Genomic DNA, 25,287 nt, shown 5'->3' on the forward strand with positions numbered 1-25,287 from the left:
AATAGAACAAGGAACCCCGATCGACGTGCGTACATCGACCGGGAATGCATACCGAGGGGCAGAGCATTCAGTGATTACCCAGTACAGCATGCCCAATCACATTAACAGGCGCTTGATGAAAGAAAAGCCCCGACATGGAGAACGCCGTGCCGGGGCTGCGCAGGGTGGGTTTTCATCGGCTTGAAAAGCCTACGCAGTAATCGATGATATGCATAGAAAAGCACTCGTCAAGCGTGCCGCGTCAGCGTTTCCCTTGCCAGATCATGGCCAGTGCAATCAGTACCAAAATAGATGTAAAAACAGCCTTAGCTATGATGATCCAATTCATAATGCGCTCCCCGCTTTGCAACCGAATGATCACAAGGACTACCACAGTTGCTGTAGGTGAAACGTTCCCCGGGGAGCCAAAGAAGCGGACATCTTAAAGGTAGATTCACTAAAAGTGAACCCCGGCGCCCGTCCATAGGCAACGGGGTTTACATCATCCAGACGCTTGCTTCATTGCACTGACCCATGCGGCTATCCTTCGATTAGGCATCCGCTGCACAGGCCGTGCTCGCAACGATGCGGTATCTACTGCAGTCCAACTTCTTTCACAAGTTGCGTCAATGGCTGTTCTACCATTCGACCTATGAACGCACCGTCTGGTGCTTGCCCCGTATTGGCTAGGAAGGCCAAATTAGTACCATTTGGAAATGCATGAGCATTGCGCCTGTACTCGGAAGTACGCCGGAATGTCGAGCGATGATTTTGTCTCCTTCACCAGCGAGCATCCAGCCATAACCGTGAGCAGGTTCAGCCCGGCGTTTCGGTGGCGCTGGCAATACCTAGCTTGAAGCAGAGGCCAGCTATTCGATTGTCTGCGGTAGAGTGAATTCTAATCAAAAAGAACCCCGCAAGGAAAACCGTACGGGGTCAAGCGACTGCTGTCCTCCCAAAAGGACAACGAAACTTTACTCTTCTAGTCAAAAAAGTAAACCTGGACGCGCCATGCTGCAACTCACGTTTGCTCGTTATCTATGACGACGGTCATGTGGTCTCTGACAAGCGCTCTGGCGATAATTCCGACAGCTACCGCTGCCTCCATACCGCTCCAGCCAGCTTTTTCAGCTCGTTCGATCAAATCGATAACGCCGTCAACGACAGCGTCTTGGCAATCAACGCCGCGATCTGGATAATCTCCGATCTCGCGAGGGCGAATTATCCGCTTGGGCATGTGGCATCCTAGATCTTTATACTGTCCTTCCTTATTGTTATGATCGTCGACAAAAAAGTAAACCCCGATCAGCGTGCGTGCACTGACCGGGGTCGTCCAACGTAATCAGGTCACGTCTCCGTTCACGTTGAACATAAATGAAATAGTTCACTAAGAACGAAAAGAAACCCCTGCATCCGAAAGTGACGCCGGGGGCGTACTGAGGGGCAAGGCATTCACTGATTTACCAGAACAGCAGGCCCCATCACTGAATTATTCACGTTTCCGGCCAGTCGCGACATGAGCGATTAGCGCATCATTGCATAGACAACGAATGTTAACGGATTGTGGTTGTTAACGTTGAGCATTTTGAGTGCATTCTGACAAGAATCTCGCTCGTCTGATGCTGGAATGATCCCTTTTTCTCGCAGAAGATCGAAAGCAGGGCAAAACGCGCTGACGATAGTGACCAACTCCCGGCAAGCGCGCTGAGCGTTTCCTGCTCTGCAACTACCCCTGGCGATCATATAAAGCCCTATTCATTGTTGGCATTTAACCAAGCCTTCAAGATATTCAACGACTTTGCACCTAGTCCTTTAACGCCCTTGGGACCGTGCTCGGCATAGTCTTCAATGCTGGGATCCCAATCTCGCTTAGGCCAGTAAGTGTCATGGGTAGCTCGCCACAACGCGTTTCGCAGCCGCGTATAGGACGAGGCGTCATGACAGAAATCACGTAGTTCTTTTCGCTGCTTCATCATTCTCGACCATATCGCAAGTCTTCGCGCTGTCTACCGCCAATCGTTACGTCCGCCGAGTGCTCATCTACCGGCGGCAGCGATCCGGGCTGACTGCGCGCGGCTTTTTCTATTGTCGATCATCGTTGAAGATGATTTTGTTGATTGATAATCAACTATCCTCGCGCTATCGCGCTGCTACATCACTGCATGGCTGGCTGACCCGCCAAATAGAGGCATGCTCATATTCAAATCGGCTTGTTTACCTATAAATGGAGAATAAGCCAAATTCACTGAAAAGAAGATGTAATTCGTGATGATTGCAACCGGTGATAATTCGCAAAAAGCTGCCGAAGAGACGGCTTCATCGCGCTTAGATGAAGAGTTCGTATGTTATTTGCTGAACGAATTAGAACAATGTTTTTCGATGTCTGAAGTTTCGCCTCGATGTCCATTCTGTGGGGGGCGCAACGCTTATCTCGTTAAAAGAGGTGGCAACCCTTCGAATGAACTGCCCAAATTCGGCTGCGAGGCCTGCGGGCGGATGTTTAGTCGGCGGACGGGTTCTATTTTTTCTCATATCAATCGGCGGGAAGTTCTCTCCGGCTTTATCAAGCAATTGCCGCAACAAAAATCGTATCGGCTAGCCGCACAGGAACTGGGATGCGAATGGCGTTTGATATGGCGTTGGACAGTTAGAGTAAAAAAATGGGTTATGGATGGGGAAAATGTGAGGCATTGGGCACGATGCATTCGTTTGGGTGAAGAGAGCGGCCCGGCCAATAGTCGCCGAATACGGCCACTCATTGCGCCCTTCGAACCGGAGATTATGCGGCTGAGAGTTGCTGGTCATGCGATAGGGACAATTGCAACGCGATTGGGGCTCAACCATGCGACAGTTGGGCAAGTCATTCAACACCGAAATGCTCTTTCGGCAGGTGAAGTTCTTCCTCCTCGCCGGAAGCCGGGACGCCCCATGCTAATCACATTTACAGATGAGGTACTCCAGGAGGTTGAAAGGAGAAGCGCGGAGGGCCATCAGCTGACAGAAATAGCAAGGGAACTGAACCTTCCTTATGAGCCGCTTGCACGTCAGCGCCGCCGCCAAAGAAATAAAGGTTCATGATAGATTTTCGTCGTTGAAAGACGCACTCAACCGCTCGAACGGATTAGCGATTAAAGACTGGCAATCAGCACATCACCCGCTGGTAGGGGCAATGGGACCATCTGAGGGAGCGCTTCTCGTTAGCCTATAGGTGCAATCACATGTCACTTCAAAGCTATCGGCAAGCAATATATCTTCAAAGCCTAAGCCTCAACATAGTCAAGCGCACTCCATATTTGCTCGATAAGTTTTTGGAAGTGCGGCGTTCTACGTAGAACCGCTGGATCGCGGGGCCGTTCGAGGTCAATTGGAATATCGAGTTTCACTGTGCCGGGCCGAGCTGAGAGCACAATAACCCGATCGGAAAGCGTCACTGCCTCGTCGATATCATGTGTAACGAAAAGCACGGAACGATGATGAAGTGACCAAACCTTCAGCAATTCGCGGCCCATCGCGGATTTAGTCTGCGAATCCAGCGCGCCGAATGGTTCGTCTAGTAGATATATCTGGGGCTCATAGGCCATGAGGCGGCCGAGGGCAACGCGCTGGCGCATGCCGCCGGACAGTTCGTGGGGTAAATGCTTTTCGAAGCCGGTAAGGCGCAAGAAGGCAACTAGCTCGGCGATCCGCTCAGATTGGCTTTTGCGTTTGGCGCTGGCCAGTTCCGCACCGACGCGGATGTTTTCTTCCACACTGGCCCAAGGTAGTAAAGTGTCACGCTGGAACATGAAGCCGATGCGATCGCGGTTAGCACTGATCGGCTTACCGTCAATGAGCGCTCTGCCGCCATTCGGTGCGATCAAGCCGGATAATATTCTAAGCAAGGTTGATTTGCCGCAACCGGATGGGCCGACGATAGAGACAAACTGGCCGGGCGCGACGTCCAGCGAGACCCGGTCCAGTACGTCGATGGTTTCACCGTAAGGACGTGCAAATTTCAGCTCGATATCGCGCAGCGAAATCTTGGGCTCGACAATGGCTGACCCGACTCTGTTCAGCTTGGTGTCGAAGGCGGTCATAATGGCCTCCATGAGGAATAATGCTTTTCGAGTGCGCCGACGATCAGATTTCCCGCAACCGCAATAACGGTCAAAAGGACAAGGCCAGCAAAAACCCCAGTGGTGTCGAGCCGCCCCGCAGAATACTCAATGTACCAGCCGAGCCCGGCGCTGGAGCCGATAAGTTCGGCTACCACTGCACCAATGAGTGAAAGGCCTATGCCGATGCGGAGCGAAGCGATCACCCAGGGGACGAGCCATGGGAGAATGACTTTGCGCAGAACGTAGCTGCGCGGAGCTTTCATAGTTCGAAAGAGTTCCAGCAAATCCTTGTCCATGGTTTTCAGGCCTTCATGGATGTTCAGCATAAAGATGAACAGCACGGTCGAAAACGACATCATGACCTTCGAGAAAAGGTCGATGCCGAACCATATGATGAACAATGGCGCCAGCGCCACGCGCGGCAGGCTATAAAGCGCCATGATGAAGGGTTCAGCTACCGCGTGGGCGTAGCGGAAACGCGCCATGGCAATGCCGATCGGCACGCCGATGGCGAAGGCGAGCAGGAGCCCGAGCGCTGCCTCCGTTAGAGTGGTATGCATGTGACGCACCAACTCGCCGCTTGCTGCCATCTCGACAAGACGCGCACCTACCGCTGAAGGACTGGATATCCAAAGCGGATTAACGCCCAGAAAGCGCATTGCTTCCCAAAGTGCCATTATGGCTGCGAAGACCAGAAGCCGGTCGCGCAGCAGAAGCATGTTGAACCGGCTTTTGGCGGGTGAACGGAGCTGATTGCTATGAGTGAACGCCACCATACTACCTCTCTGAGCCCTCTTCAGGCCCGCTTGGGGCCGGTCGCGACCGAGCGGGCCGGATCGGCGCTCCACGCGGACCACGAACCTGGAAACAACAGCGTTTCGTAGCCAGCAAGGGTAAGGGCCACAATTTCATGTGCGGCTGCGACGCCACCGCCGCAATAAACGCCGATGGTCTGGTTTGCGGGAAGCCCTTCTGCCAAAAAGCGGGCGCGAAGAGCCGCCTCAGACAGAAATTTTCCTGTTTCCGGATCAATGTTACCGTCGGTCGGCAGGCTGGCAGCCCCAGGTATATGACCGCCGCCATCAGTTCCGCTGTAGGCGTCCCTGCCGCGCGCATCCACCAGAATGCCGTCGCGGGCGAGGGCGGCCGCGCTGTCGGCGTCAAGCGTGCCGAGATGTCCGCCGATCATAACGATGTCGCCGCGCGGTGGCAGTGACATGTCCGTCGTCACCTTGCCGCCCGCTTCGCGCCATGCGCCAAGTCCGCCGTTGAGAAGCCGCACGTCCTGTGCGCCGCCCCAAATCAGCGTCCACCACCCGCGCGCGGCCTGCCGGTTGCCATTGTCGTCATAGAGAACGATCAGGCTGTCATCACGAATACCCCATCGCTGCGCATCACGGGTGAGGTCTTCCGGTCGGGGAAGGGGTCGCTTGCCTGCAATACCCCCGGCCTTTCCGGCAAACTCCGTGGCCAGATCAGCGAAAACGGCATTTTGGGCGTGCGCCTCAAGATAGGCATTCCTCCCCTCGTCGCCCAGCCGGACATCGAGCAGGACGACGTGGCGCGTTTGGGCCTTCAAAAGTGCCAGCAATTCGGCAGCTTCGATCAGAACTTCCGTGGGCTTTATGCTTAACATGGTACTACGCCCTATGCCGCACCGACAATCTGGTCGGGTTTGCGTCGTGGAGCCTGCGGCCTCAATTCGCCGGCCAGCCGAAGTTTCCGAAACGTATTGTCGGGCGTTTTGAGGCCGAAGTGATCGCGGAACGTGCTGCCTTCATATTCGGTGCGGAACAGGCCGCGCCTTTGCAATTCGGGAACGACCAGTTCCACGAAGAGTTCGGCGCTGCCCGGAAGATAAGGCGGGAAGAGAATGAAGCCGTCGGCGGCCCGTTCCTCGAACCAACGCTCGAACACGTCGGCGACGGTCTTGGCATCGCCTACCACTTCGGCGTGTCCGCCGGAACGGCGGAAATAAAGATTGACCTCACGCAGCGTGAGCCGATCTTCGCCAAAGCTGAGCTTGGCCTGCTCGAGAATCCTGCGTCCGTTTTCATTGATGCCGGAAATTTCTTCCACGTCATCAATCAGCACTCCCGGACCGTGCCGGGAAAGATCGACGCCGAGCGCAGCCCCAAGCTTGGCTAAATCGTTGTTCGCCGTAGAGAGTTCCTGAATCTGACGATATTGAGCATGGGCGTCTGCAAGCGTTCGCCCGACATAGATGGACATGCCAGCCACTAGAGCCTGCTCGTCTTCCGAGCGGCCGAACTGGGCAAGACGCGATTTGATGTCGCGATAATAAGTTTTGGCGTAATCGATATGGAATGCGCCGCCGAAGCGGATATCAGCAAAGCGGGCACCGAATTCCTTGGAACGATCAGATGCGCCTGCAGTGAGCAGCGGAATCTGTCCTTGCGGGGGGCGCGCGATGTTGAGCGGGCCAGCAACCTGGAAATGCTCGCCCTTGTAATCGATACGGTGAACTTTCTGCGGATCGATGAACTGGCCCACCGCCTTGTCGCCGACCAGGGCGTCGTCTTCCCAACTGTCCCACAGCGATTTCACGATCTCAATATATTCGAAGGCATTGTCGAAACGCTGGTCTGTATCCCAATGCGCGTCGCGCCCGAAATTGGCGGCAGCTTCCGGGTCACGGCCTGTGACCACGTTGAAGGCCAGGCGTCCTCCGCTCAGATGATCGGCGGTTGCAGTGGCGCGTGCCACATTGAATGGGTCCGAGTAGGTGGTGTTAACCGTGGTGACGATGCCAATTTTTTCGGTCACGGCTGCGACATAGGTGGCAAGCGTCAAGGCTTCGGGGCGCAAGACGAGATTGGGGTGTTCGGCCTGCGTTTCGGGAAGTCCCACAACGCGGTCGCCGATGAAGAAAAAATCAAGCTTTCCGCGTTCGGCAAGCTGCGCCATGTCGCGCAGGAACGTGCGATCGAAGGTTCCGTCAACACGTGCTTCGGGAAGACGCCAGCCGGCAGGATGAAAGCCCGTTGCCCAGATGGAAAACCCTAGTTTGATATGTTTGCGCTCGGTCATAGCCGCAACCTTTCTGCATTCACCGACGCGCGCTTCCCGTGCGGACGTCGTATTGTCGTTATTTCAAATATGTGCCCGGATTGGCGATTTCATAATCGACCTTTTCCAGACCCGGCTCGATGAGCACGAGCTCGTCTTGCAACTTGTCATAGGGTTCGCGCGCGAAAATACCGTTCGGTTCCAGGCTCTTCTGCAAACGGTCCGCTACGGCGTTGATAGTCTGGTCGGAATATCTCGGATAAAGCTCTTTCAGCTTCGACACAGTTAGATCGCGGTTTTCCAGAACCAGTCTCTGCCCCTTAAGGGTGGCCTTGACGATAGCTTCGGCGATGGCCGGGTTTTCGTCCTCGTAACTTTTCAGGGCAAGGAGCGCCAGCCCGGGGATACGTTGGGAGCGCCAGTCATAGACGATACGATAGCCTTCTTGTGTCAGCTGAAGCGAATCGATATTGCCGAACATGCCCGCATCAATGCGGCCAGTATCGAGTGCGGCTTTCTGCACGGCCCCGACGCCGACACCCAGAACCTCGAAATCCTTACCGAAATCCAGTCCGCGATCGAGCGCCTGCAGGCGGATCAGATTTTCCGTGAGGCTTCCGGCGGAGGTGATACCGATACGCTTTCCCTTGAGATCGTCAAAAGTCTTAACGGCAGAATTTGCTGGGGTCAGCAATGCATAAGTATGAGTACCCTGCAATGCGAAGGCTACCACCGCGCCTACGCCGCGTTGATTAAGCCGCGTCACATGCTCTGGTGCAGCGATTGCATATTGAATGCCGCCTCCCACAAGGGCCTGAATGCTTGGTGCGCCGCCCTTGAAATCGATGATTTCCACATCGATACCCGCTTCCTTATAAAAGCCCTCGTCGAGAGCAACTTTAACGGCTAAGGAATTGTCGCTCATATTACCGGGCGTTCCGATGACGACCCGTTCATTGGCTTGTGTCTGCTGAACACCCGAGAGAGCCATGGCAACCATTAAGCTGGCGAAGACATGGGATATATGACGGAACGAAAAACTAAACGGGATCACGACGCTGCGCTCCAAAAGGGTTTTTAGATTAACCGCTAAAAACCATTTTTGCGGCTTGAAGCCGAGAAAATTACTACTTTTTCCATTGAAATTATAGAAAATACATTCTGCGCAATTGCATAATAATGAAGCTTGGCCCCTGTTTTATAGGTAATTCCTCTCACTCGCCTTGGCGGCCGACGGATGACTACGCTCAAGACTTTTCCGTGCGGGCCCCTTTACGCTGGCTTGATAGCGGTTTGAATGAATGTGAAAACCGGCGGTTGCCCGCTGGTTTTACGAACTTTCGCTTCCGGTGCCCTCGAAGTCTGGACGCCATTTAACAAACTTTGCAGTCAGCTTCTCTGACTGGCAATCAAATTCGTCAACTTGAGGCTCCACCGCAACCACTGTTGGTCTGCTGTCTCATTTTTTTCTATACCGAAGCGCCTCAACGAGAAGCGTGAAGGCTTGTGTTGGTTGTCTACGGCTGGGGTAATAGAGGTGATAGCCCGGGAAGGGTTCACACCAATCGCTCAAGACACGGGTAAGACGTCCGTCGGCGAGATATGGTCCAAGCTGTCCTTCGGTCAGGTAGACAAGGCCGCATCCTTCAGCGGCGGCTTTGAGCATCAGACTGGACGTATTGAACACCAACTGTCCATCGACACGGACATTCAGTACGCGGCCTTTCTTTTCAAATTCCCAGGCATAAAGTCCACCGTGAATAGGTAGACGCAGATTGATGCAATTATGTCCCGTAAGTTCCTGAGGGCTCTTTGGAATTGATCGTTTCTCAAAATATCCAGGTGATCCGGCAACAGCCATCCGCAGATCAGGTCCAACGGGGACAGCGATCATGTCTTTCGCGATCGTTTCACCTGGCCTGACACCAGCATCGAAACGCTCACCCACTATATCTGTGAGACCATAATCGGTGACGATCTCAACTTTGATATCTGGATATTGGGTGACCAGTTTGGCAACCGCTGGCAAAAGAATGGCTTCTGCGGCATTTTCTGTCGCCGTCAATCGGATTGTCCCCGAAGGCTTTTCCCGTAATTCGCTGAGCGCATCAAGTTCCTGGTGGATCTCGGCAATACGCGGGCCGATCGATTGAAGGAGCCGTTCTCCCGCCTGCGTTGGTTCGACCCGGCGCGTCGTGCGGGTAAGAAGACGTATGCCAAGTCGCGCCTCGAGAACACGCACGGTTTGGCTCAAAGCCGATTGCGAGACACCGAGACGTTTGGCGGCCCGTGTAAAATTCCGCTCTTCGGCTACAATTAAAAAGGCAGCCAGATCGTTCAGGTTTTCTCCCGGCATTCAGAACCTATCCTTATTGGTCCAATCAGATTTTAGCATCTAATCGCACAGTCTGTGCCGAATTATATTCTGTTTGCAAGCAATGCACGTCGCTCGACAGGCAATCTGTTGGATCGGCTGAAGCTTGAAACAGGAGAATTAATCATGAAAAACGTTATTGCTGCAGCAGCGATGAGTACAATTGGCGCCGTGTCAGCTGGTGCTGAAGGTATTGAAATCCGTCCGAACGGGGCTTCGCCGTCAGTGGTTGGCAAAACGCCTGACAACTTCACCGGTCATGTCATTATCACGCCGCTGTTTCCGCCAAACGACACGACACGGGCCAATGCCGGCCTTGTGACGTTTACACCCGGTGCTCGCACCACCTGGCATACGCATCCTGCCGGACAATTACTGTTAATAACGTCCGGGCAGGGCTGGGTCCAAGAGGAAGGTCATGAGCGTCGCACCGTGAATGCTGGCGATGTCGTGTTCTTCGCAGCCGGGATCAAACACTGGCATGGCGCCACCACGACGAGCCCAATGGCGCACATCGCCATGACCTATCAGCAGGACGGTGAGAACGTCGATTGGCTGGAGCCTGTTTCCGAAGAGCAGTACCGCTAACGGAGGATGAAAGACCATAACATGAAAACTTCCACTATTCTTGCCCTGGCGCTTTCCATGGGGTCTGTTGACGCTGTAGCGCAGACGGGTTCGCAGACCGGCAGCCTGTCTCGCGAGGACGTGCAGGCCGTTTCTCCAGTCCTTGAGCATTATGCGACGGATACGCTGGCCAACGGCCTTTGGAAACGTCCGGGCCTCACGCCGCGCGACCGCAGCATCATCACTGTTACGGCCGTCATCGCCCGTAATCAGACGGTATTGCTTCCCGAGCAGTTGCGTCTCGCCCTCGACAATGGCGTGAAGCCGTCTGAGATTTCCGAGATCATCACCCATCTGGCTTTTTATGCAGGGTGGGGCAACGCCATCGCCGTCACTGCGATTACAAAAGACGTGTTCGCCGAACGCAGCATCGGTCCCGACCAACTTCCCAAAGCATCGGTCGAACTGCTTCCACTCGATGAAAAGGCGGAGGCTACCCGAGCCGCACGGGTGGAAGAAACGACGGGGCCTGCTTCACCCGGTCTTGTGCGCGATACGGCGGACGTATTGTTCAAGGATTTGTGGCTAAGGCCCGGCCTCGCGCCTCGTGATCGCAGCCTGGTTACGGTCAGCGCACTCATTGCGAACGGTCACGTCGATCAAGCACCATTTCATCTGAACAAGGCGATGGACAACGGCCTCAAGCGCGAGGAAGCGGCCGAGATGGTCAGCCATCTTGCCTACTACGCGGGCTGGCCGAACGCCTTTTCGGCGTCGTCCGTGGTTCGAACCGTTTTTGAGAAGCGCCCACAGAAATAACGGTCCCAGGCGAAGCGCCGGACCGCAGACAAGGATAATCCCATGACACAGGGTATCGAAAACAAAGTCGTCGTGATTACCGGCGCAAGCGGCGGTCTCGGTGAAGCCACAGCCCGGCGTCTCGCCGAGGATGGTGCAAGACTGATCCTCGGCGCTCGTCGCATCGATCGCCTGCGCACGCTCGCCGGGGAACTGAAGCTGGGCGACGACGCCGTTGTCCAGACGGACGTGACCGACCGCGAGCAGGTAAAGCGGCTGGTGGATCGTGCAGTCGAGAAACATGGACGTGTTGACGTTATACTGAACAATGCCGGCCTGATGCCGAGTTCCCGCCTCGATCTCTTGAAGATCGAGGATTGGGATCAGATGATCGACGTGAATATCAAAGGCGTCCTTTACGGCATCGCGGCGGCCCTGCCGCACATGCAAGCCCAAATGAGCGGACACATCATCAACGTGTCGTCTGTCGCCGGCCACAAGGTTGGACCGGGCGGTGTTGTCTATGCCGCCACCAAGCACGCCGTCCGGGTTATCTCCGAAGGGCTGCGCCAGGAGGTGAAGCCCTACAACATCCGCACGACGATCATTTCGCCCGGCGCGGTCGCGACCGATCTGCTCGACACGATCACCGATCCGGTGATCGCCGAGAACATGCGCAAGACCTATGAAAACGCCGTTCCGGCCAACTCGTTCGCCGGCATGGTTGCTTTCGCCATGAGCCAGCCGGAGGAAGTGGACGTGAATGAAATCCTCTTCCGGCCGACCGCGCAGGCGTATTGAGGGAGGGCTGTCCATGACCCTAGCCAGGAAGCTTTCCCTCACTTCAGCGCTCGCCGTGGCGGCGGTGGGCACGGTTGCCATCTGGCAGGCCTGGGCCGCGAACGACCGCGTCCAATTCCCCGAAAAATACACGGACGGGGTTCATTACGCCACGGTCAATCGCGGCGGGATTCGCGAGGAAATCTATACCAGCCTCGAAGCGATTACGGCAGCCAGGGCAGGGCAGCCTTTGCCCAACGGCACCGTCATCATGATGGAGGATTACCGGGGCGGGAAACTCCATCGCTATGTCGTGATGGAGAAGCAGGCCGGTTGGGGCGATGCCTACCCGGAGAATGTCCGCGCCGGTGATTGGGAGTTTCGGGAGTTCGCCCCGGATCGCACCCCGAACACGGCCGAGAATGGTCAGCGCTGCATGAGCTGTCATCAGAGCCAGGCGGGACAGGATTTCGTTTTCACCATTGATCAGATGAAGAAAGCCGACTGATATGTCTAAAGCTTCTTCCGCTTCGGCACCGGGAAATTCTGTCGTGATTGCGCTTATGCCGATCATGGCCGCGGTGCTTGCCGGGTTCTTGATTATTGGACTGGCGCTTCCTGTTTTGCCGCTCCACGTTCATGACGATCTCGGATTTGGAACCTTCGTTATTGGACTGGTTGCTGGCGCCCAGTTCGCCGCGTCGCTTTTAACTCGTGTATGGGCGGGGTCCTTTGCCGACGGGTACGGCGCCAAGTCCGGTGTTGTTGCAGGCTTGATTGCAGCCAGCATTTCTGGACTTCTCTATCTCGTCTCCGCTGTTTTCATCCGTGTTCCGGTTGCCTCAGTATCGATCCTGCTCGTTGGCCGTGCGGTCCTCGGCGGTGCGGAAAGCTTCATTATTACGGGCGGTGTCAGTTGGGGCCTTGGTATTGTTGACAAGGAACATGCAGGCAAGGTGATTGCATGGGTTGGAACAGCGATGTTCGCGGCCATGGCTTTCGGCGGCCCATTCGGATCCATGATGTTCAATTCCTACGGTTTCGCCTCTATTGCCTTCGTGACGACCGTACTTCCTCTTCTGGTGCTGATTGCAGTTCTACCAATGCCGGCAGTCGCGCCTTTACCCAACAAGACGCAATTTGCTCTGAAATCCGTTATCGGCTCGGTTTGGTTGCCAGGGCTCGGTGCCGCCACTGCAAGTATTGGTTATTGTGCAATCCTGGCGTTCAGTTCTCTGTTTTATTTTCAACAGAACTGGCATCCGATCTGGCTGGCGTTCACTGCATTTGGTGTTGCACTTATCGTCGCGCGCCTGATTGCCGGTCATTTACCCGATAAATTCGGTGGCGCGAAGGTCGCTCTGATTTTTGTTCTCGTTCAGGCAGGCGGGCTCATCCTGATCTGGCTTGCCCATGGTGCAATCGCTGCCACCGCCGGTGCAGCCATTTCGGGCTTTGGCTACTCACTCGTCTATCCTGGTCTGGGCGTTGAAGCAGTGCGTGGAACTTCGCCGGAAAATCGAGGCCTCGCGATGGGCATTTACACCGCTTTCCTTGACGTCGCTATGGCAATCGGTAGCCCATCGCTTGGATGGATTGCTGGTCACATTGGACTTGGGACGGTTTTCCTCGTGAGCGCCCTTGTCGTTCTTTGTACGGTCGGGGTTGCTCTTCGTCTCTTGTTCCGTGGGTGAGACTGATCAATTCGCATCATCGCCGCTGATTTTCTTTTATGTTTTCAGCAACACTCAAGGCGGTGGTGGTGTCGACGTCAAGCAATTGGCTCAGTGGGTAATCCACGAACAGCGCGTTGATCAACAATGAACGCGCGCCGCCCTCACCAAAACCACGCAGTTGCCTTAACGCGGCTACCGGGAATATGGCCGGAGGGCCCCGATATTCTTCGGCCCGGGAGGCAACCGCTTGGCCATTTGATGAATGGGCGAGCAGTAATAGTCGCTCGATATTGTCCCGCGTTACGAACGGCATATCGGCGAGACAGATCATGGCCAGTCTGGAATCTGTCAGTTGGTCCACTGCCATCTTCAGCGAGCCGTGCATACCCTTGTTTGGCTGATCGTTTCGTATGATCGTAAAACCATCATCGGCAAAGGCTTTCGCCCAGTTGGATTGACTCCTGCAAACGAGAATTTTGCTGCTCCAGCTAAATGGTTGAAGAGCGGGCAGGATATGGTGCGCCAGTGGTATGCCGCCGAGCTGGGCGGCAAGTTTGTCTTTTGCACCAAACCGGGAGCCTAAGCCTGCGCCGAGGACAATCAGTGCAGTCGCCGCATGACGGCTGACGCTGGGTTCGAGCTGTTCACCGACTGGATCCATCGAACAATCTATGCCCGCCTGGCTTCTAGGATGGAAAAAATCTGTGCGAGAACAGAAACGGCGACGGCTCTGGCCTCGCGCGCCGGGCCGAACAGACCGATCGGGGCGTGTATGCGGCGCAATTGCTGCATCGAATAGCCTTCCTCCAAGAGGATCGCGGTTCGCCGGTCGTGGGTCCTGCGGCTGCCGAGACAACCGATAAAGAAAGCTGGTGACGCCAACGCATATCTCAGTATCGGTAATTCCTTTTCGATATCGTGCTGAAGCAGAATGATGGCGCTTTCGGCATCTATCGGCAATGCACGAATTGACTGGGAATCTATTTCGAGAACGTCGAGTTGTGCAGATTTTGCAAGCGCGATCAAAAGACGGCTTTCCATGCTCTGCCCTGACACCAATAGACGTGGTTCGGCCCTGTGCGCTGAGACAAAAACATCGTCTATCCAACCGGTGCGGGCTGTCCCGAACTGAAAGGACAGGGTTGCATTGCCTGAATCGTAATTGAGCAGACCGGGCAGTCGATTTGCTTTCGCATCCAGAAGCTTCAGGATGGGGGAGGCATCTCGCAGTACATGAATTGTCAAACCGATACCGCCGCCGCATGGCAGAACCAGATCGAAATACGGTGATCCTTTACCAAACCGGCAGGATCGGTCCTGGCCCTGGTCAAGCGCCAGAAGTGCCTCCCGCGCCACGGCCGCTTCGACACAGCCTCCGGAGACAAAACCGCAATATTGACCGTCATCCCGGACCGCCATGAGCGCGCCAAGCGGACGTGACGCCCCATCGATAATGTCGGTCAGCATCACGAGTGCGCAACGATGACCTTCTTTTAGCCCATCAACCAGAAACCTCATGATATCGATGGGGCGATCACTGAGGAATGCGCTTTGAAGGTCTGCGGTACAGAACCTGGAAATATCTGGCGCGTTCATGGCAAGCAACGGGAGGAGAGAAGCACATGCGCGCTTCCATCATTGGCGATTGCGGACGAGACCGTGTTGGGCGACGTTACAAGGGGTATTGTGCCAGGTCTGGTAAGCCAACGATAAGATCGATGCATAACTGCTCTCCACCTAACGCATCTGCAAAACAATCGGATTGCTGCTTGCCGGATCGGTGTGTTCGCGCAAGGCTTTGACCTCTTCCGTAGTGACAGGTCCGCCGTGATTGCCCCAGGCCGAACGGACATAGGACAGAACATCGGCGATTTCCTTATCGGATAGTTGCGCCCGATAGGGTGGCATCCGATAAGCGTCCGGAATGCCGTTTGCCACGACACGGCCTGATCCGTTGAGCGTTACATTGATCTGTGAGGTGTTTTCGGAGGTCAGCGATGACGCCGCGCCAGCGAGCGGCGGAATCCACTGGTTCTGCCCGCGGCCATCCGGACCATGGCAGAAGCTGCATTTGGCGGCAAAGGTCTGAGCACCTGGCCGACTGCGGTCGGCGGGTGTCTGAACATATTGCCAGGGCTGACCGTCCCGCGACGGATCGCCAGGAAGCGACTTGAGATAATGGCTGATCGCCTGCAGGTCCTCGTCAGTCATGAATTGAAGCGAATTGTTGTAGGCCTCGGTCATCGAGCCGAAAACGACTGCATGTTGATTGCGGCCATTCTTGAGGAACTGGAAGATATCGTCTTCGCTCCAGCGACCGAGACCGGTGTTGTGATCCTGGCGCAGGCTTGGTGCATACCAGCCGTCGAGCAAAGCGCCCGACAGGAAGACGGCGCTGCTTTCGTCCATGGCCTTCTCATTCATTGTCACACTGCGAGGCGTATGGCAGGCCCCGCAATGGCCCGCTGCTTGTACGAGATAGGCGCCACGATTCCATTGCTCGTTCTGGTCCGGTTTCTGGACATAGATGCCGGAATCGACGAAGATGGCGTTCCACAGCGCCAGCGGCCAGCGCATATTCAACGGCCAGTCGATGCCGCTCGCTTTGTTGGGCTGGTTGACAGGCTGCACACTTTGCATGAAGAAGGCATAAAGCGCCTCGATGTCTTCATCGGTCATCTTTACGTAAGAAGGATAAGGCATAGCCGGGTAGAGGCGATGGCCCGCGGGCGTCACTCCGTGCCGTACTGCCCGATCGAAATCGGCCAGCGAATAATTGCCAATCCCCGTTTCCTTGTCAGGCGTAATATTGGTCGCAAAGATCGAACCGAGCGGAGTGCCCATTTCCAGCCCCCCGGCAAAGGGCTTGCTTTCCGGCGTGCTGTGACAGGCGACGCAGTCAGCCTGACGCGCGACCATTTCGCCACGCGCCACTAGGTCAGGCGTAGACGCCGGGCGGGCTACAACCTTGTCGAAGGGTGATGATGGCGTGTGGTTCACGAACCAGATGACCCCGGCAACAATAACAACTGCAATGACGGGAAGAACAGTGAGTAATCTTTTCAAGGAGGATCCATCCTTCGTAACGTTCCAGTAGGCGTAACCCACCAACGATGGCAGCGGCCGAATATTGCCAGCTGGATGTTCAGCCCGGCTTCGATCCTGCTGCCAATAACGAGACTTCAGCTCTCAAAATTATAATGGGAGAGCGGCATTTTGCGCACGCGCTGACCTGTGAGGGTCGACACAGCGTTTGCAACCGCCGGAGGAATTGCCGGCAAACCCGGTTCGCCGATCCCTCCCATTTTTTCTCCGCTTTCCACGATCCACGCGTGTACGCGCGGCATTCTGTCGGGTGGCAGGATTGGATAGAGATCGTAGTTGCGCGCGACCGGTTGTCCCTTTTCGTAAACCACTTCTTCCAGCAAAACCTGGGAGAGACCGAGCGTGACCGCCGAGTTGATCTGCGCATCAATGATGGCAGGATTGACGATGCTGCCAGGATCGATCGCTTCCCAGACGTCGTGAACGACGACCTGGCCGGATCGAATGGAAACTTCGGCGATTGCCGCCGTATGGCTGCCGAACGGTGATGCCATGCCCAGGCCCCTTGCCCGGCGCGAGCCATCCTCCGCTGTAAATGGACCGCGTTTCCAGCCACCTGACAAATCTGCGGCGGCCTTTAGCAGGGTGGTCAGGCGAGCATTCTCCTTCAATAACTGCAGGCGGAGTTCGTAAGGATCTTTGCCTCCTTTATCGGCCAACTCATCGAGAAAACACTCATAGAAGAAGTCGTTCATCGAATTGCCGACAGAGCGCCAGTAGGCCAGCATGGTCGGGTTCTCGACATAAAGCTGCGCAATACGCTTGTTAGCGATGGCATAGGATTTGCCGGTGAGACCTTCGACGGCCGTTTCGTCAAGTTTATCTGGATCGTGGCCATTGATGCCCTCCGATGGCCCCTCGGTGATGCTGATTGCTTCGATTGCGCTCGGCATGCCGTTTTCGTCAAGCGCTCCTCTGAAGCGCACCGCTGCCATTGGACGAAGCGTATCGCGCAGGAATTCTTCCTCCCGGCTCCAGATCAGCTTGATCGGTCGGCGGGTTTCCCTAGCTAGCTGGATTGCCTGTCGATAGGGACTGCCCGCCACATAGAGGAAGTGCCGCCCAAAAAAGCCGCCGAGCAACGGACTATGTATATTGATTTTGGCCGGGTCGAGACCTGTGGTCTTGGCTATATCAGCCTGAAATATTTCAGGCGCCTGGTTCGGCATCCAGACGTCGAGGCTGCCGTCATCATTGAATCGTGCAAGCGCTGATGGCGGCTCCAACTGGGCATGGTTCAGATACTGACTATGATAGGTCGCCGATACAATGTCCTTGGCCGCGGCAAGCACGCTGGTTGCATCGCCTTCGGTTTCGGCATCCTTGCCATTGCCCGGCTCATTGGCCAAACGATCGGCGAAAGCGGCAGTGGAGAAATCGGCGGGCATGACGCGACCGCCTTCGACCGCGGGTTTTCCGTTGGCTTCCTGCCAGTCGACTTGAAGGGCTTCGACGGCGCGTTTGGCCGTCCACCATCGCTCAGCAACCACCGCGACGGCGCCTGGAAGCCGGTGCACTGAGTGGACCCCGTTCATTGCCTTGACGGCATTCTCATTGCGGATCGCGCCGACATGCATTCCAAGGCGTGGCGCGTGCTGGACTGCTGCGTGCAGCATACCCTCGACCTTGCAGTCTATGGCGTAGATCGCACGTCCGGTTGACTTGTCATGGACATCGAGACGCGGCACTGACTTGCCAATCCAGCGAAACTGACTTTTGTCCTTGAGCGTAACACTGTCCGCCGTCGGGATTGGAAGGTCCAGCGCATCGGCCGCAACTTCGCCGTAGGACAGCCCCCGACCTGAGGCCGCATGAATAACGCGGCCGGGCTCCGTCGTCAGTTCCCCGATTGGAACACCGAGACGCGCGGCTGAGGCTTGCATCAGCATCATGCGAGCCGATGCACCAATGTGGCGCATCGTGTCATAACCGAGGCGGGTCGACATACTGCCGCCAGTGATACGCATTCCGCTTAAAATGATCTGATAGTCAGGCCCGGCAGGCGCGTTTTCGACTGTGAAGGACGAGGGATCGAGGTCGAGCTCTTCACCTACGATCTGCGCCATCGCGGTAAAAATACCCTGACCACCTTCGACGAACGGGCTCATCAGCCTTGCGGTGTTGTCCGGTCGGATTTCGAGAAAGGCGGGCACGCGTGTGCCTGGAATAGTTTTGGTGGGCGCTGCCTGTGCCTGGGCGGTGCGAATGGGGAGGCCGAAGCCGATAACAAGCGCCCCAAAAGTTACACCGGCTGATGCCATCAGAAAACTACGGCGGGAAAGGTTGACCGGCCCGTCAGTCGGCAATTCTGTCTCAAGGGCAAGTTTGCGAAAGACCTCGTTCATAGCGATGCCTCCTTGCGACCTGCCACGTCGTTGACCGCCGCTTTAATCGCATTATAAGTTCCGCAGCGACACAGATTGATCATTGCTGCTGCGATGTCGTCCTCGCTTGGATTGGCGGTTTCTTTCAGGAGAGCAGTCGCAGCCATCACCTGACCTGATTGGCAGTAACCGCACTGAGGCACCTGATGTGCAATCCATGCAGCAATGACGCGCTTGCCGACGTCATCGTTTTCTATTGCTTCAATCGTGGTGATTTTCCGATCTGCAACGCTGTCGAGGGGCGTCACGCAGGAGCGCATGATCTCGCCGTCGACGAGCACGGAACAGGCGCCACACTGCGCAAGACCGCAGCCATACTTTGTACCTGTCAGGCCAAGTTCATCGCGAATGACCCACAATAGCGGCGTGTCCGGATCAGAATTGACATCGAAGGTTTCATCGTTGATCTGGAGTTTCATGGCTATTTGGCTTGCCTCCATGTGTCACGAAGTAGATGGTCAGGCACGATCACATTACGGGAACCGGCCATTCCTTCTATTTGGAATGAATTATTATGATCGCATAGATGCGATGTAATGATAATAGCTTGTCATCTCTTACAGTGATAAGTCGCTCTTCTGAATATCTTTTGCATCACGATGAGAGCTGGATCGTTGCAAATGCGGCTGCTCCAAGAGTTCATATTTAAGCAAATGTTTCTATCCATGGTCACGCCGGTGTAGCGTGGCCAAGTTATGTGCTAAACGCGGAGAAACGCTTTGATAGCACGGCGTTCGTCCATAGCCTTGTAGCCTTCCGCGACGTCCGAGAGGGGTAATTCCAGATCGAAGACTTTGCCGGGGTTAATCTTGCGGCTAAGCACGAGTTCAATGAGATGTGGCAAAAAGCGACGGACTGGCGCTGGCCCACCAAGCATGCCGACCTGCGAGAAAAACAGCGACTGGCCATCGAACTGCACGCCGTGCGGAACGCCAACATAACCGATCATGGAACCTGGACGAGCGACCTGCAGCGCCTGGTTCATCGATTCCTGCGTGCCCACACATTCTAAAACGGAGTCGGCGCCGACCTTTTTCGTTAAATCCTTGATTTTGGCGATTCCATCTTCGCCGCGTTCGGCGACAATATCGGTCGCACCATATTCCAGCGCTAACTCCTGGCGCGACTTGTGACGGCTCATGGCGATGATCCGTTCCGCACCCATCTGTTGGGCAGAGAGCACGCCCATAAGGCCGACTGCGCCGTCACCGACGACTACGACTGTTGAGCCCGGTTGAACACGGGCGGCGTCCGCTGCATACCAGCCTGTTCCTAGGACATCGGAAGCAGCCAGCAAGCTTGGAAGGAGATCGTCGGCAGGCACCTCTGATGTAGCAACCAGTGTACCATCCGCTAAGGCAACGCGCGCATATTCTGCCTGAGCACCCGTCATAAACTCGCGGTGTTCGCATGACGATTGGAAACCCGCCATACAATGCGGGCAGGTATTGTCGGAAAGGCAGAAGGAGCCAACGACAAACTGACCTGGCTTGATCGTCTTTACGGCACTCCCAACTTCGATAACAACGCCGCAATATTCATGGCCCATATGTTGCGGGCCGCTCATATTCTGGAGCCCGCGATACGGCCAGAGATCAGAGCCACAGACGCATGTCGCAGAAAGCTTAATGATAGCATCAGTCGGATAAAGAATCGTTGGTTCTGCTATTTCTTCACAGCGTACGCTGCCTGGTGAGTAGAGAATGGTTCCCAGCATCGTGATGCCCCTTTTTTGACATTCATTGCGTGGTCAACATCGTCATAGACAATTGTACCGCGAAAACTCGTCACTTATCAGTCTATAAATGCAGGCAGGATTTCTGATTAGATGCACAAATCAACATGGGTCTATGAGTGCTTTTCATGAATGGCATCTACGCGAAAGAGAACGTAGAAGTCCTATTGGCCGGAGCGCTTGGTAGTTAAGCAGCAAGATTTTGATTGAAGAAATCGGTGATCTTGTCGAATGGGATGAGGTCGGCCCTATCGTAGAGATCGACGTGGCTGGCACCAGGGATGATCATAAGCTCCTTTGGTTCAGCAGCATTAGCGTAAGCCGTTTCACTGAAATAGCGTGAATGGGCATTTTCACCGTGGATGAACAGCACCGGTCGCGGCGCAATTTCCTTGATGTAGTTCAGGATCGGCATGTTCATGAACGACATCGGTGTCGTGATCGTCCATGCGTTGCCTGAGTTCACTGCGCGTTTGTGGTAGCCGCGTGGTGTCATGTAATAATCGTGGTAATCAATCAGGAACTGTGCTTCACCGCCTTTCAATTCATTATAGGGTGGTTGATAGGCCGGGGCGCCCTTTTCTGCATCGACCCAACGCTGTCGGCTGAGCTGCTCCAGCGCCTGGGTGCGCTGTTCGAGGGTCACAGTGTCATTATAGCCATTCGACATCACGCGCGTCATGTCATACATCGTGCTGGCGACCACAGCTTTCACGCGCTTGTCAGCAGCCACGGCGTTCAGTGCCATGCCGCCCCATCCGCAGATGCCGATAACACCGATGCGTTCGCGGTCGACCGTAGGATGCAGGCCCAGATAATCGACACCCGCCATGAAATCTTCGGTGTTGATATCAGGAGAAGCGACGTTGCGGGGCTCCCCGCCGCTTTCGCCAGTAAAGGATGGGTCAAAAGCCAGCGTTACGAAGCCGTGCTCGGCCATGGTCTGCGCATAGAGCCCCGCAGACTGTTCCTTGACGGCGCCGAATGGACCGCTGATGACAATGGCTGGCAGAGGTTTGTTCGTACGGTCCTTCGGCAGGTAGAGATCGCCAGTCAATGTGATGCCATAGCGGTTCCTGAGTGTAACCTTTTGATGATCGACTTTTTCGCTTTTAGGAAAAACCTTGTCCCAAGCCTGTGACATGTCCTGAGCCTTTGCGGTGGGAGTTTTGAGAAATGACTCTGTGCCAAGAATGGCGACGCCGGCGCCTGCCAATTTTAGCAGTTTACGACGCCCTTCATCTGCTGCGTCATCCGGATTGTGTGAGATTTCAAAGTCAGTCTTCCGGGTCATGCCAAGGTCTCCTTACGGCTCGTCAGAGCATTCATTACTGTGCTTCAGGTCAGCGCTTCGATACGGAGGGGAAACTTCCCGCGCATCAGCAGTGGCGTAGCGCCGTGATCCAACCGGCCAAGCCGGATGAGACCCCGGGACCAATGGTAAGGGCCGTAAAACATGGCCAGATTGCCCCAGGGCGCGTAATAGCAAAGATCGCCGACGGCCTCGTTTTCGAAATGCTTACCGCCATCATCGCTTAGCTTTTGCGGCAGGTATGCGATCTTTTCGTTGGTCGAGTAATCATCAATATTTAGATCAAGCGGCATCATCGCGAACAATTCTCGTGCCGCCTTATTGTCTTCCAGCGTCGCCGTGAATTTCTCGTTGGCGAAAGTCAGTCTGAGACGCATGGTCTTTCCGTTCACGGTTTGAGCCTCACTTGATGACAGGCAGAGGAGTGGCGGCATGACAAGGCTGGCGACAGTTACCGCTAGCATCCGACGTCGTGAGATCGGTAAAAAGCTGTCCATATCAAACGGCTCACTGTTTCAGCAGACGCTGGCCATTGCCAATGAGCGCGATTGCTAAGACGGCCAGCACAACACTGCCGATGAATGTCGCCTCGATCGATATGCCATCCAGCAGCAGCCCACCGATGATTGCTCCGAGCAAGATTGAGGTCTGGATCGCGGCGACCATCAGACTGCCGGCGGCCTCGGGCATATCGTCGGCGTTTTGCGACATCCACGTCATCCAGATGACTGAGAACATGGTGTTCATCGCGCCCCAAATGGCCATAAAGAGGCCCGTAGCAACCACCGAGAACCCAAACAGTAGAAGTCCGACAGTGGCACCGCCCATGACGAGTGCGGGCAGTTTCAAAAACGACGCCACATTGCCTTTGACGAAACGACCGGCCGCCCAGGTGCCAATGAACCCGGCGCAACCCAAAAGTAGCAAAAGGACCGAAAGGGTTGTGACGTTCACGCCTGTCACGTTTTCCAGAAACGGACGCAAATAGGTGAACATGGTGAAGGCCGAGCCCCAGGACAGCATGCAGGCGAGCAGGCCGCGTCTAAAATACGGGCGCTTCAGCAAGCTGAACATCGCCTGGAAATCCTGCTTCTGGTGTGCGGGCAGTGAGGGAAGCGCAACTGCATGCCAGACGAGGTTAACGACAACAATCGGCGTCAGTGCCCAGAAAACTTCACGCCAGCCAAACAGACCACCGAGATAGCTGCCGACAGGTGCTGCAAATGCTGCGGCAATGGCCTGCCCGCCATACATCAAAGCGAGTGCGCGCGGTACGTCTTCAACTGGCACCAGTCGCATGATGACGGCTGTAGCCAACGCCCAGAAGCCTCCGATACATATGCCAAGCAGCGCACGGCCAGCCATCAGAACGAGGAAGTTCGGTGCGGCAGCGACCAGCACCAGGGACAGCAGCATGAAGGCTGTCATCGCGATCAGTACCCATTTCCGGTTCAATCTCCCCGCGGCAGTGGTGACGAGCATACTCGCGATGACGGCAAACAAGCCGCTGATGGAGATTGCTTGACCCGTTTGACCCTCGGTTGCATTGAGCCCTTCGGCCATCGGTGTGAGCAAGCTGACCGGCATGAATTCTGAGGCGATCAGCATCGCTACGCATAGCGCCATAGACAGAACAGCACCCCAGGCGGTGGGTCTGCTGCCGACATTTTCCACGGCGGAAACCATCGTTCGCGTGCTCCTGTTTGATATTAGAAGTCTGGACGACGATATAAACGATCTGCCGCGGATTGATTACCCGCTGTAATTTGATTGGATCAATCGATGGGATCGATTAATCTCACAGCAGAGACGTGAAGAGGGCCCATGGAGAAAACGGATTTCAATCAACTGACGTGGTTCAGGATCGTCGCCGAAGAGCGCAGCTTCACCAAAGCGGCTGCAAGGATCGGCGTTGCGCAATCGACGCTCAGCTACGCCATCAAGCAACTCGAAAGCAGCATGGGTATTCGCCTTCTGACACGCACGACCAGGAATGTTATCACAACCCCGGCCGGCGAACGGTTGCTCAACACCATAACCCCGCGTATGGCCGAAATTGAGGATGAGATCGCGGCACTGACGGCGTTTCGCGACAAGCCGTCCGGTTCGATCCGGCTGACGCTTTCCGACCACGCGTTGGAGAGCGTTGTATGGCCGAAGCTGAAGCCGGTGCTTAAGAAGTATCCTGATATCAGCGTCGAACTGGTCCTCGACAGCACTTTTCGCAATATCGTAGAGGAACGTTTTGATGCCGGTGTGCGGTTAGGCGAGAGCCTCGAAAGAGATATGATTGCGGTTCGGATCGGGCCTGACTGGCGCCTCGTTGCAGTCGCTTCGCCGGACTATCTGGCCTCTCATGGAATTCCGGCACACCCACAAGACCTTGTCCGCCACCATTGCATTAATATGCGCCATGAGTCCGCAGGTGGGATTTACGCTTGGGAATTCGAAAAGGGTGGTCAGGAACTACGCGTTCGTGTCGACGGGCAACTCACTTTCAACAACTCCTACGCCATGATCGATGCCGCGGTGAGTGGTTATGGAATAGCTTATGTGCCCGAGAATATCGTAGAGCGACAAATCGCTTCCGGTGAACTGGCTCTGGTCCTGGACGAATGGTCACCGTTCTTCGATGGCTATTTCCTTTATTATCCCACGCGTCGCCAAAACTCTCCGGCGTTCAAAATCATTGTAGATGTACTGTGGCATCGCGGTTAGGTAAGGACTGAAAATTGAGGCAGTGAATTAGAGACATTTCCGGCTATCTTAAAGTGCCAACGGACTTGATAGTCAAAACTTTTCTTGTTTTGACTATCAATCATGTCCACTACGATCGTGATGGAAACGAGGGATGCTTGGCGGACAGTTCAACCTCTCTTACCAACGCAGTATAACGCGCCCGCCAATCATGCCGAGAAAGCCTGTGATGGCGATGCCGAGCGTGTACCAGATTGCAATAAACGGCATTCCGGATTCTGGACAGTGCAGTGAATAGATGAGAACTCCTACGGCACCAGCAACGATACCGGCGACAAGACCGGTCAGAGCAGGATTTGCGGGAGCAAGCCGTCGCATCGCGGCAAGCAGAAATCCGAGCATGGGAAGAGCTATGAGAACAATCAACCACGGACAGACCAACGCTGTCCGCCCCCATATCAACACTTCTGCTTGTCCGGGCTCAGCATTGAGCAACTGGATTGATGCTGAGCCTGCAAGACAAGCCAGAACTATGGCCAGCGGCAACCAGTGCAATCTCGTGCGAACGGGCCGCGATAAGGTGAATAATGCGGGGATCAGTATCAATAAAAGCAGGACTGCGTAGCCGAATTTCATCCAATAGGCTGCCGTCGTCATTGCCAACAACATATCGTGACGCACGCCGAGGAAAACCAGCATAATTGCAAGCCCGCCTGCAACGCCTCCCGTGGCATAACGCATGAAAAGCTGGCG

Annotated in this window: 24 protein-coding genes; 7 read left to right on the plus strand and 17 right to left on the minus strand. The window is 55.3% G+C overall.

What is annotated here, in order from left to right; all coding sequences use genetic code 11:
• Window positions 1-1,000: 1,000 nt before the first annotated feature.
• On the minus strand, window positions 1,001-1,216 hold the full coding sequence (locus FHW03_RS19615) for a hypothetical protein (protein WP_182522147.1): 216 nt from the start codon (window positions 1,214-1,216) through the stop codon (window positions 1,001-1,003).
• Between the two features lie 1,028 nt (window positions 1,217-2,244).
• Here FHW03_RS19615 and FHW03_RS19620 point away from each other — a divergent pair.
• Window positions 2,245-3,057 carry an IS1 family transposase gene (locus tag FHW03_RS19620; protein WP_182522148.1) on the plus strand — a complete coding sequence of 271 codons (813 nt, stop codon included), beginning with the start codon at window positions 2,245-2,247 and terminating at the stop codon, window positions 3,055-3,057.
• A 182-nt stretch (window positions 3,058-3,239) separates the two neighbouring features.
• On the opposite strand, the gene FHW03_RS19625 is transcribed toward FHW03_RS19620, so the two are convergent.
• The 6 genes from FHW03_RS19625 to FHW03_RS19650 form a co-directional block, all read right to left on the minus strand.
• A complete protein-coding gene (locus FHW03_RS19625) occupies window positions 3,240-4,055 on the minus strand; it encodes an ABC transporter ATP-binding protein (RefSeq protein ID WP_182522149.1) in 816 nt (271 codons plus the stop codon).
• Entirely contained in the window at window positions 4,052-4,852 is an 801-nt protein-coding gene (locus FHW03_RS19630) for an ABC transporter permease (protein ID WP_182522150.1), read from the minus strand. Before FHW03_RS19630 ends, FHW03_RS19625 begins: the two co-directional genes overlap by 4 nt.
• 20 nt (window positions 4,853-4,872) lie before the next feature.
• Window positions 4,873-5,712 (minus strand): rhodanese-like domain-containing protein, encoded by an 840-nt coding sequence (locus FHW03_RS19635; protein WP_182522151.1) that lies wholly within the window; start codon window positions 5,710-5,712, stop codon window positions 4,873-4,875.
• 11 nt (window positions 5,713-5,723) lie between these two features.
• The gene (locus FHW03_RS19640) at window positions 5,724-7,127 is read right to left on the minus strand and encodes an NtaA/DmoA family FMN-dependent monooxygenase (RefSeq protein WP_182522152.1); all 1,404 of its coding nucleotides are present in this window, start codon (window positions 7,125-7,127) and stop codon (window positions 5,724-5,726) included.
• A 58-nt stretch (window positions 7,128-7,185) separates the two neighbouring features.
• Entirely contained in the window at window positions 7,186-8,097 is a 912-nt protein-coding gene (locus FHW03_RS19645; RefSeq protein ID WP_182522153.1) for an ABC transporter substrate-binding protein, read from the minus strand.
• Between the two features lie 468 nt (window positions 8,098-8,565).
• The gene (locus tag FHW03_RS19650; RefSeq protein WP_182522154.1) at window positions 8,566-9,462 is read right to left on the minus strand and encodes a LysR family transcriptional regulator; all 897 of its coding nucleotides are present in this window, start codon (window positions 9,460-9,462) and stop codon (window positions 8,566-8,568) included.
• A 144-nt stretch (window positions 9,463-9,606) separates the two neighbouring features.
• Between FHW03_RS19650 and FHW03_RS19655 the strand changes: the two genes are divergently transcribed.
• From FHW03_RS19655 to FHW03_RS19675, 5 genes are read left to right on the plus strand one after another with little or no spacing between them, the layout of a single operon-like run.
• Entirely contained in the window at window positions 9,607-10,068 is a 462-nt protein-coding gene (locus FHW03_RS19655; protein ID WP_182522155.1) for a cupin domain-containing protein, read from the plus strand.
• Between the two features lie 21 nt (window positions 10,069-10,089).
• Window positions 10,090-10,866, plus strand: a complete 777-nt coding sequence (locus FHW03_RS19660) for a carboxymuconolactone decarboxylase family protein (protein ID WP_182522156.1) — start codon at window positions 10,090-10,092, stop codon at window positions 10,864-10,866.
• Window positions 10,867-10,908: 42 nt separating this feature from the next.
• Window positions 10,909-11,646 carry an SDR family oxidoreductase gene (locus FHW03_RS19665; protein ID WP_182522157.1) on the plus strand — a complete coding sequence of 246 codons (738 nt, stop codon included), beginning with the start codon at window positions 10,909-10,911 and terminating at the stop codon, window positions 11,644-11,646.
• A gap of 13 nt (window positions 11,647-11,659) precedes the next feature.
• Window positions 11,660-12,133, plus strand: coding sequence for a cytochrome P460 family protein (locus FHW03_RS19670; RefSeq protein ID WP_182522158.1), 474 nt, complete (start codon window positions 11,660-11,662; stop codon window positions 12,131-12,133).
• A 1-nt stretch (window position 12,134) separates the two neighbouring features.
• The gene (locus FHW03_RS19675; protein ID WP_182522159.1) at window positions 12,135-13,319 is read left to right on the plus strand and encodes an arabinose transporter; all 1,185 of its coding nucleotides are present in this window, start codon (window positions 12,135-12,137) and stop codon (window positions 13,317-13,319) included.
• Between the two features lie 16 nt (window positions 13,320-13,335).
• Here the strand turns inward: FHW03_RS19675 and FHW03_RS19680 are convergent, their stop codons facing one another.
• The 9 genes from FHW03_RS19680 to FHW03_RS19720 form a co-directional block, all read right to left on the minus strand.
• Window positions 13,336-13,962: an NTP transferase domain-containing protein gene (locus FHW03_RS19680; protein ID WP_182522160.1), complete on the minus strand. Its 627-nt coding sequence runs from the start codon at window positions 13,960-13,962 to the stop codon at window positions 13,336-13,338.
• An 8-nt stretch (window positions 13,963-13,970) separates the two neighbouring features.
• Window positions 13,971-14,897: an XdhC family protein gene (locus FHW03_RS19685; protein WP_182522161.1), complete on the minus strand. Its 927-nt coding sequence runs from the start codon at window positions 14,895-14,897 to the stop codon at window positions 13,971-13,973.
• A 141-nt stretch (window positions 14,898-15,038) separates the two neighbouring features.
• The gene (locus FHW03_RS19690) at window positions 15,039-16,367 is read right to left on the minus strand and encodes a cytochrome c (RefSeq protein WP_182522162.1); all 1,329 of its coding nucleotides are present in this window, start codon (window positions 16,365-16,367) and stop codon (window positions 15,039-15,041) included.
• Between the two features lie 116 nt (window positions 16,368-16,483).
• Window positions 16,484-18,751, minus strand: a complete 2,268-nt coding sequence (locus tag FHW03_RS19695) for a molybdopterin cofactor-binding domain-containing protein (protein WP_182522163.1) — start codon at window positions 18,749-18,751, stop codon at window positions 16,484-16,486.
• Entirely contained in the window at window positions 18,748-19,209 is a 462-nt protein-coding gene (locus tag FHW03_RS19700) for a (2Fe-2S)-binding protein (protein WP_182522164.1), read from the minus strand. The genes FHW03_RS19695 and FHW03_RS19700 overlap by 4 nt, the downstream gene beginning before the upstream one ends.
• Before the next feature lie 281 nt (window positions 19,210-19,490).
• Window positions 19,491-20,507, minus strand: a complete 1,017-nt coding sequence (locus FHW03_RS19705) for a zinc-dependent alcohol dehydrogenase family protein (RefSeq protein ID WP_182522165.1) — start codon at window positions 20,505-20,507, stop codon at window positions 19,491-19,493.
• A gap of 205 nt (window positions 20,508-20,712) precedes the next feature.
• Window positions 20,713-21,819, minus strand: coding sequence for an alpha/beta hydrolase (locus FHW03_RS19710; protein WP_182522166.1), 1,107 nt, complete (start codon window positions 21,817-21,819; stop codon window positions 20,713-20,715).
• Between the two features lie 44 nt (window positions 21,820-21,863).
• The gene (locus FHW03_RS19715) at window positions 21,864-22,214 is read right to left on the minus strand and encodes a cyclophilin-like fold protein (protein ID WP_182522167.1); all 351 of its coding nucleotides are present in this window, start codon (window positions 22,212-22,214) and stop codon (window positions 21,864-21,866) included.
• A gap of 130 nt (window positions 22,215-22,344) precedes the next feature.
• On the minus strand, window positions 22,345-23,523 hold the full coding sequence (locus FHW03_RS19720; protein ID WP_182522168.1) for an MFS transporter: 1,179 nt from the start codon (window positions 23,521-23,523) through the stop codon (window positions 22,345-22,347).
• A 138-nt stretch (window positions 23,524-23,661) separates the two neighbouring features.
• Between FHW03_RS19720 and FHW03_RS19725 the strand changes: the two genes are divergently transcribed.
• Window positions 23,662-24,555, plus strand: coding sequence for a LysR family transcriptional regulator (locus FHW03_RS19725; RefSeq protein WP_182522169.1), 894 nt, complete (start codon window positions 23,662-23,664; stop codon window positions 24,553-24,555).
• Between the two features lie 159 nt (window positions 24,556-24,714).
• On the opposite strand, the gene FHW03_RS19730 is transcribed toward FHW03_RS19725, so the two are convergent.
• A partial coding sequence (locus FHW03_RS19730) for a DUF1109 domain-containing protein (RefSeq protein WP_182522170.1) occupies window positions 24,715-25,287 on the minus strand: 573 nt, incomplete at its 5' end.

Origin of the sequence: Ochrobactrum sp. RH2CCR150, from assembly GCA_014138095.1 — a bacterium.
In the GTDB taxonomy this organism is placed as follows: domain Bacteria; phylum Pseudomonadota; class Alphaproteobacteria; order Rhizobiales; family Rhizobiaceae; genus Brucella; species Brucella gambitense.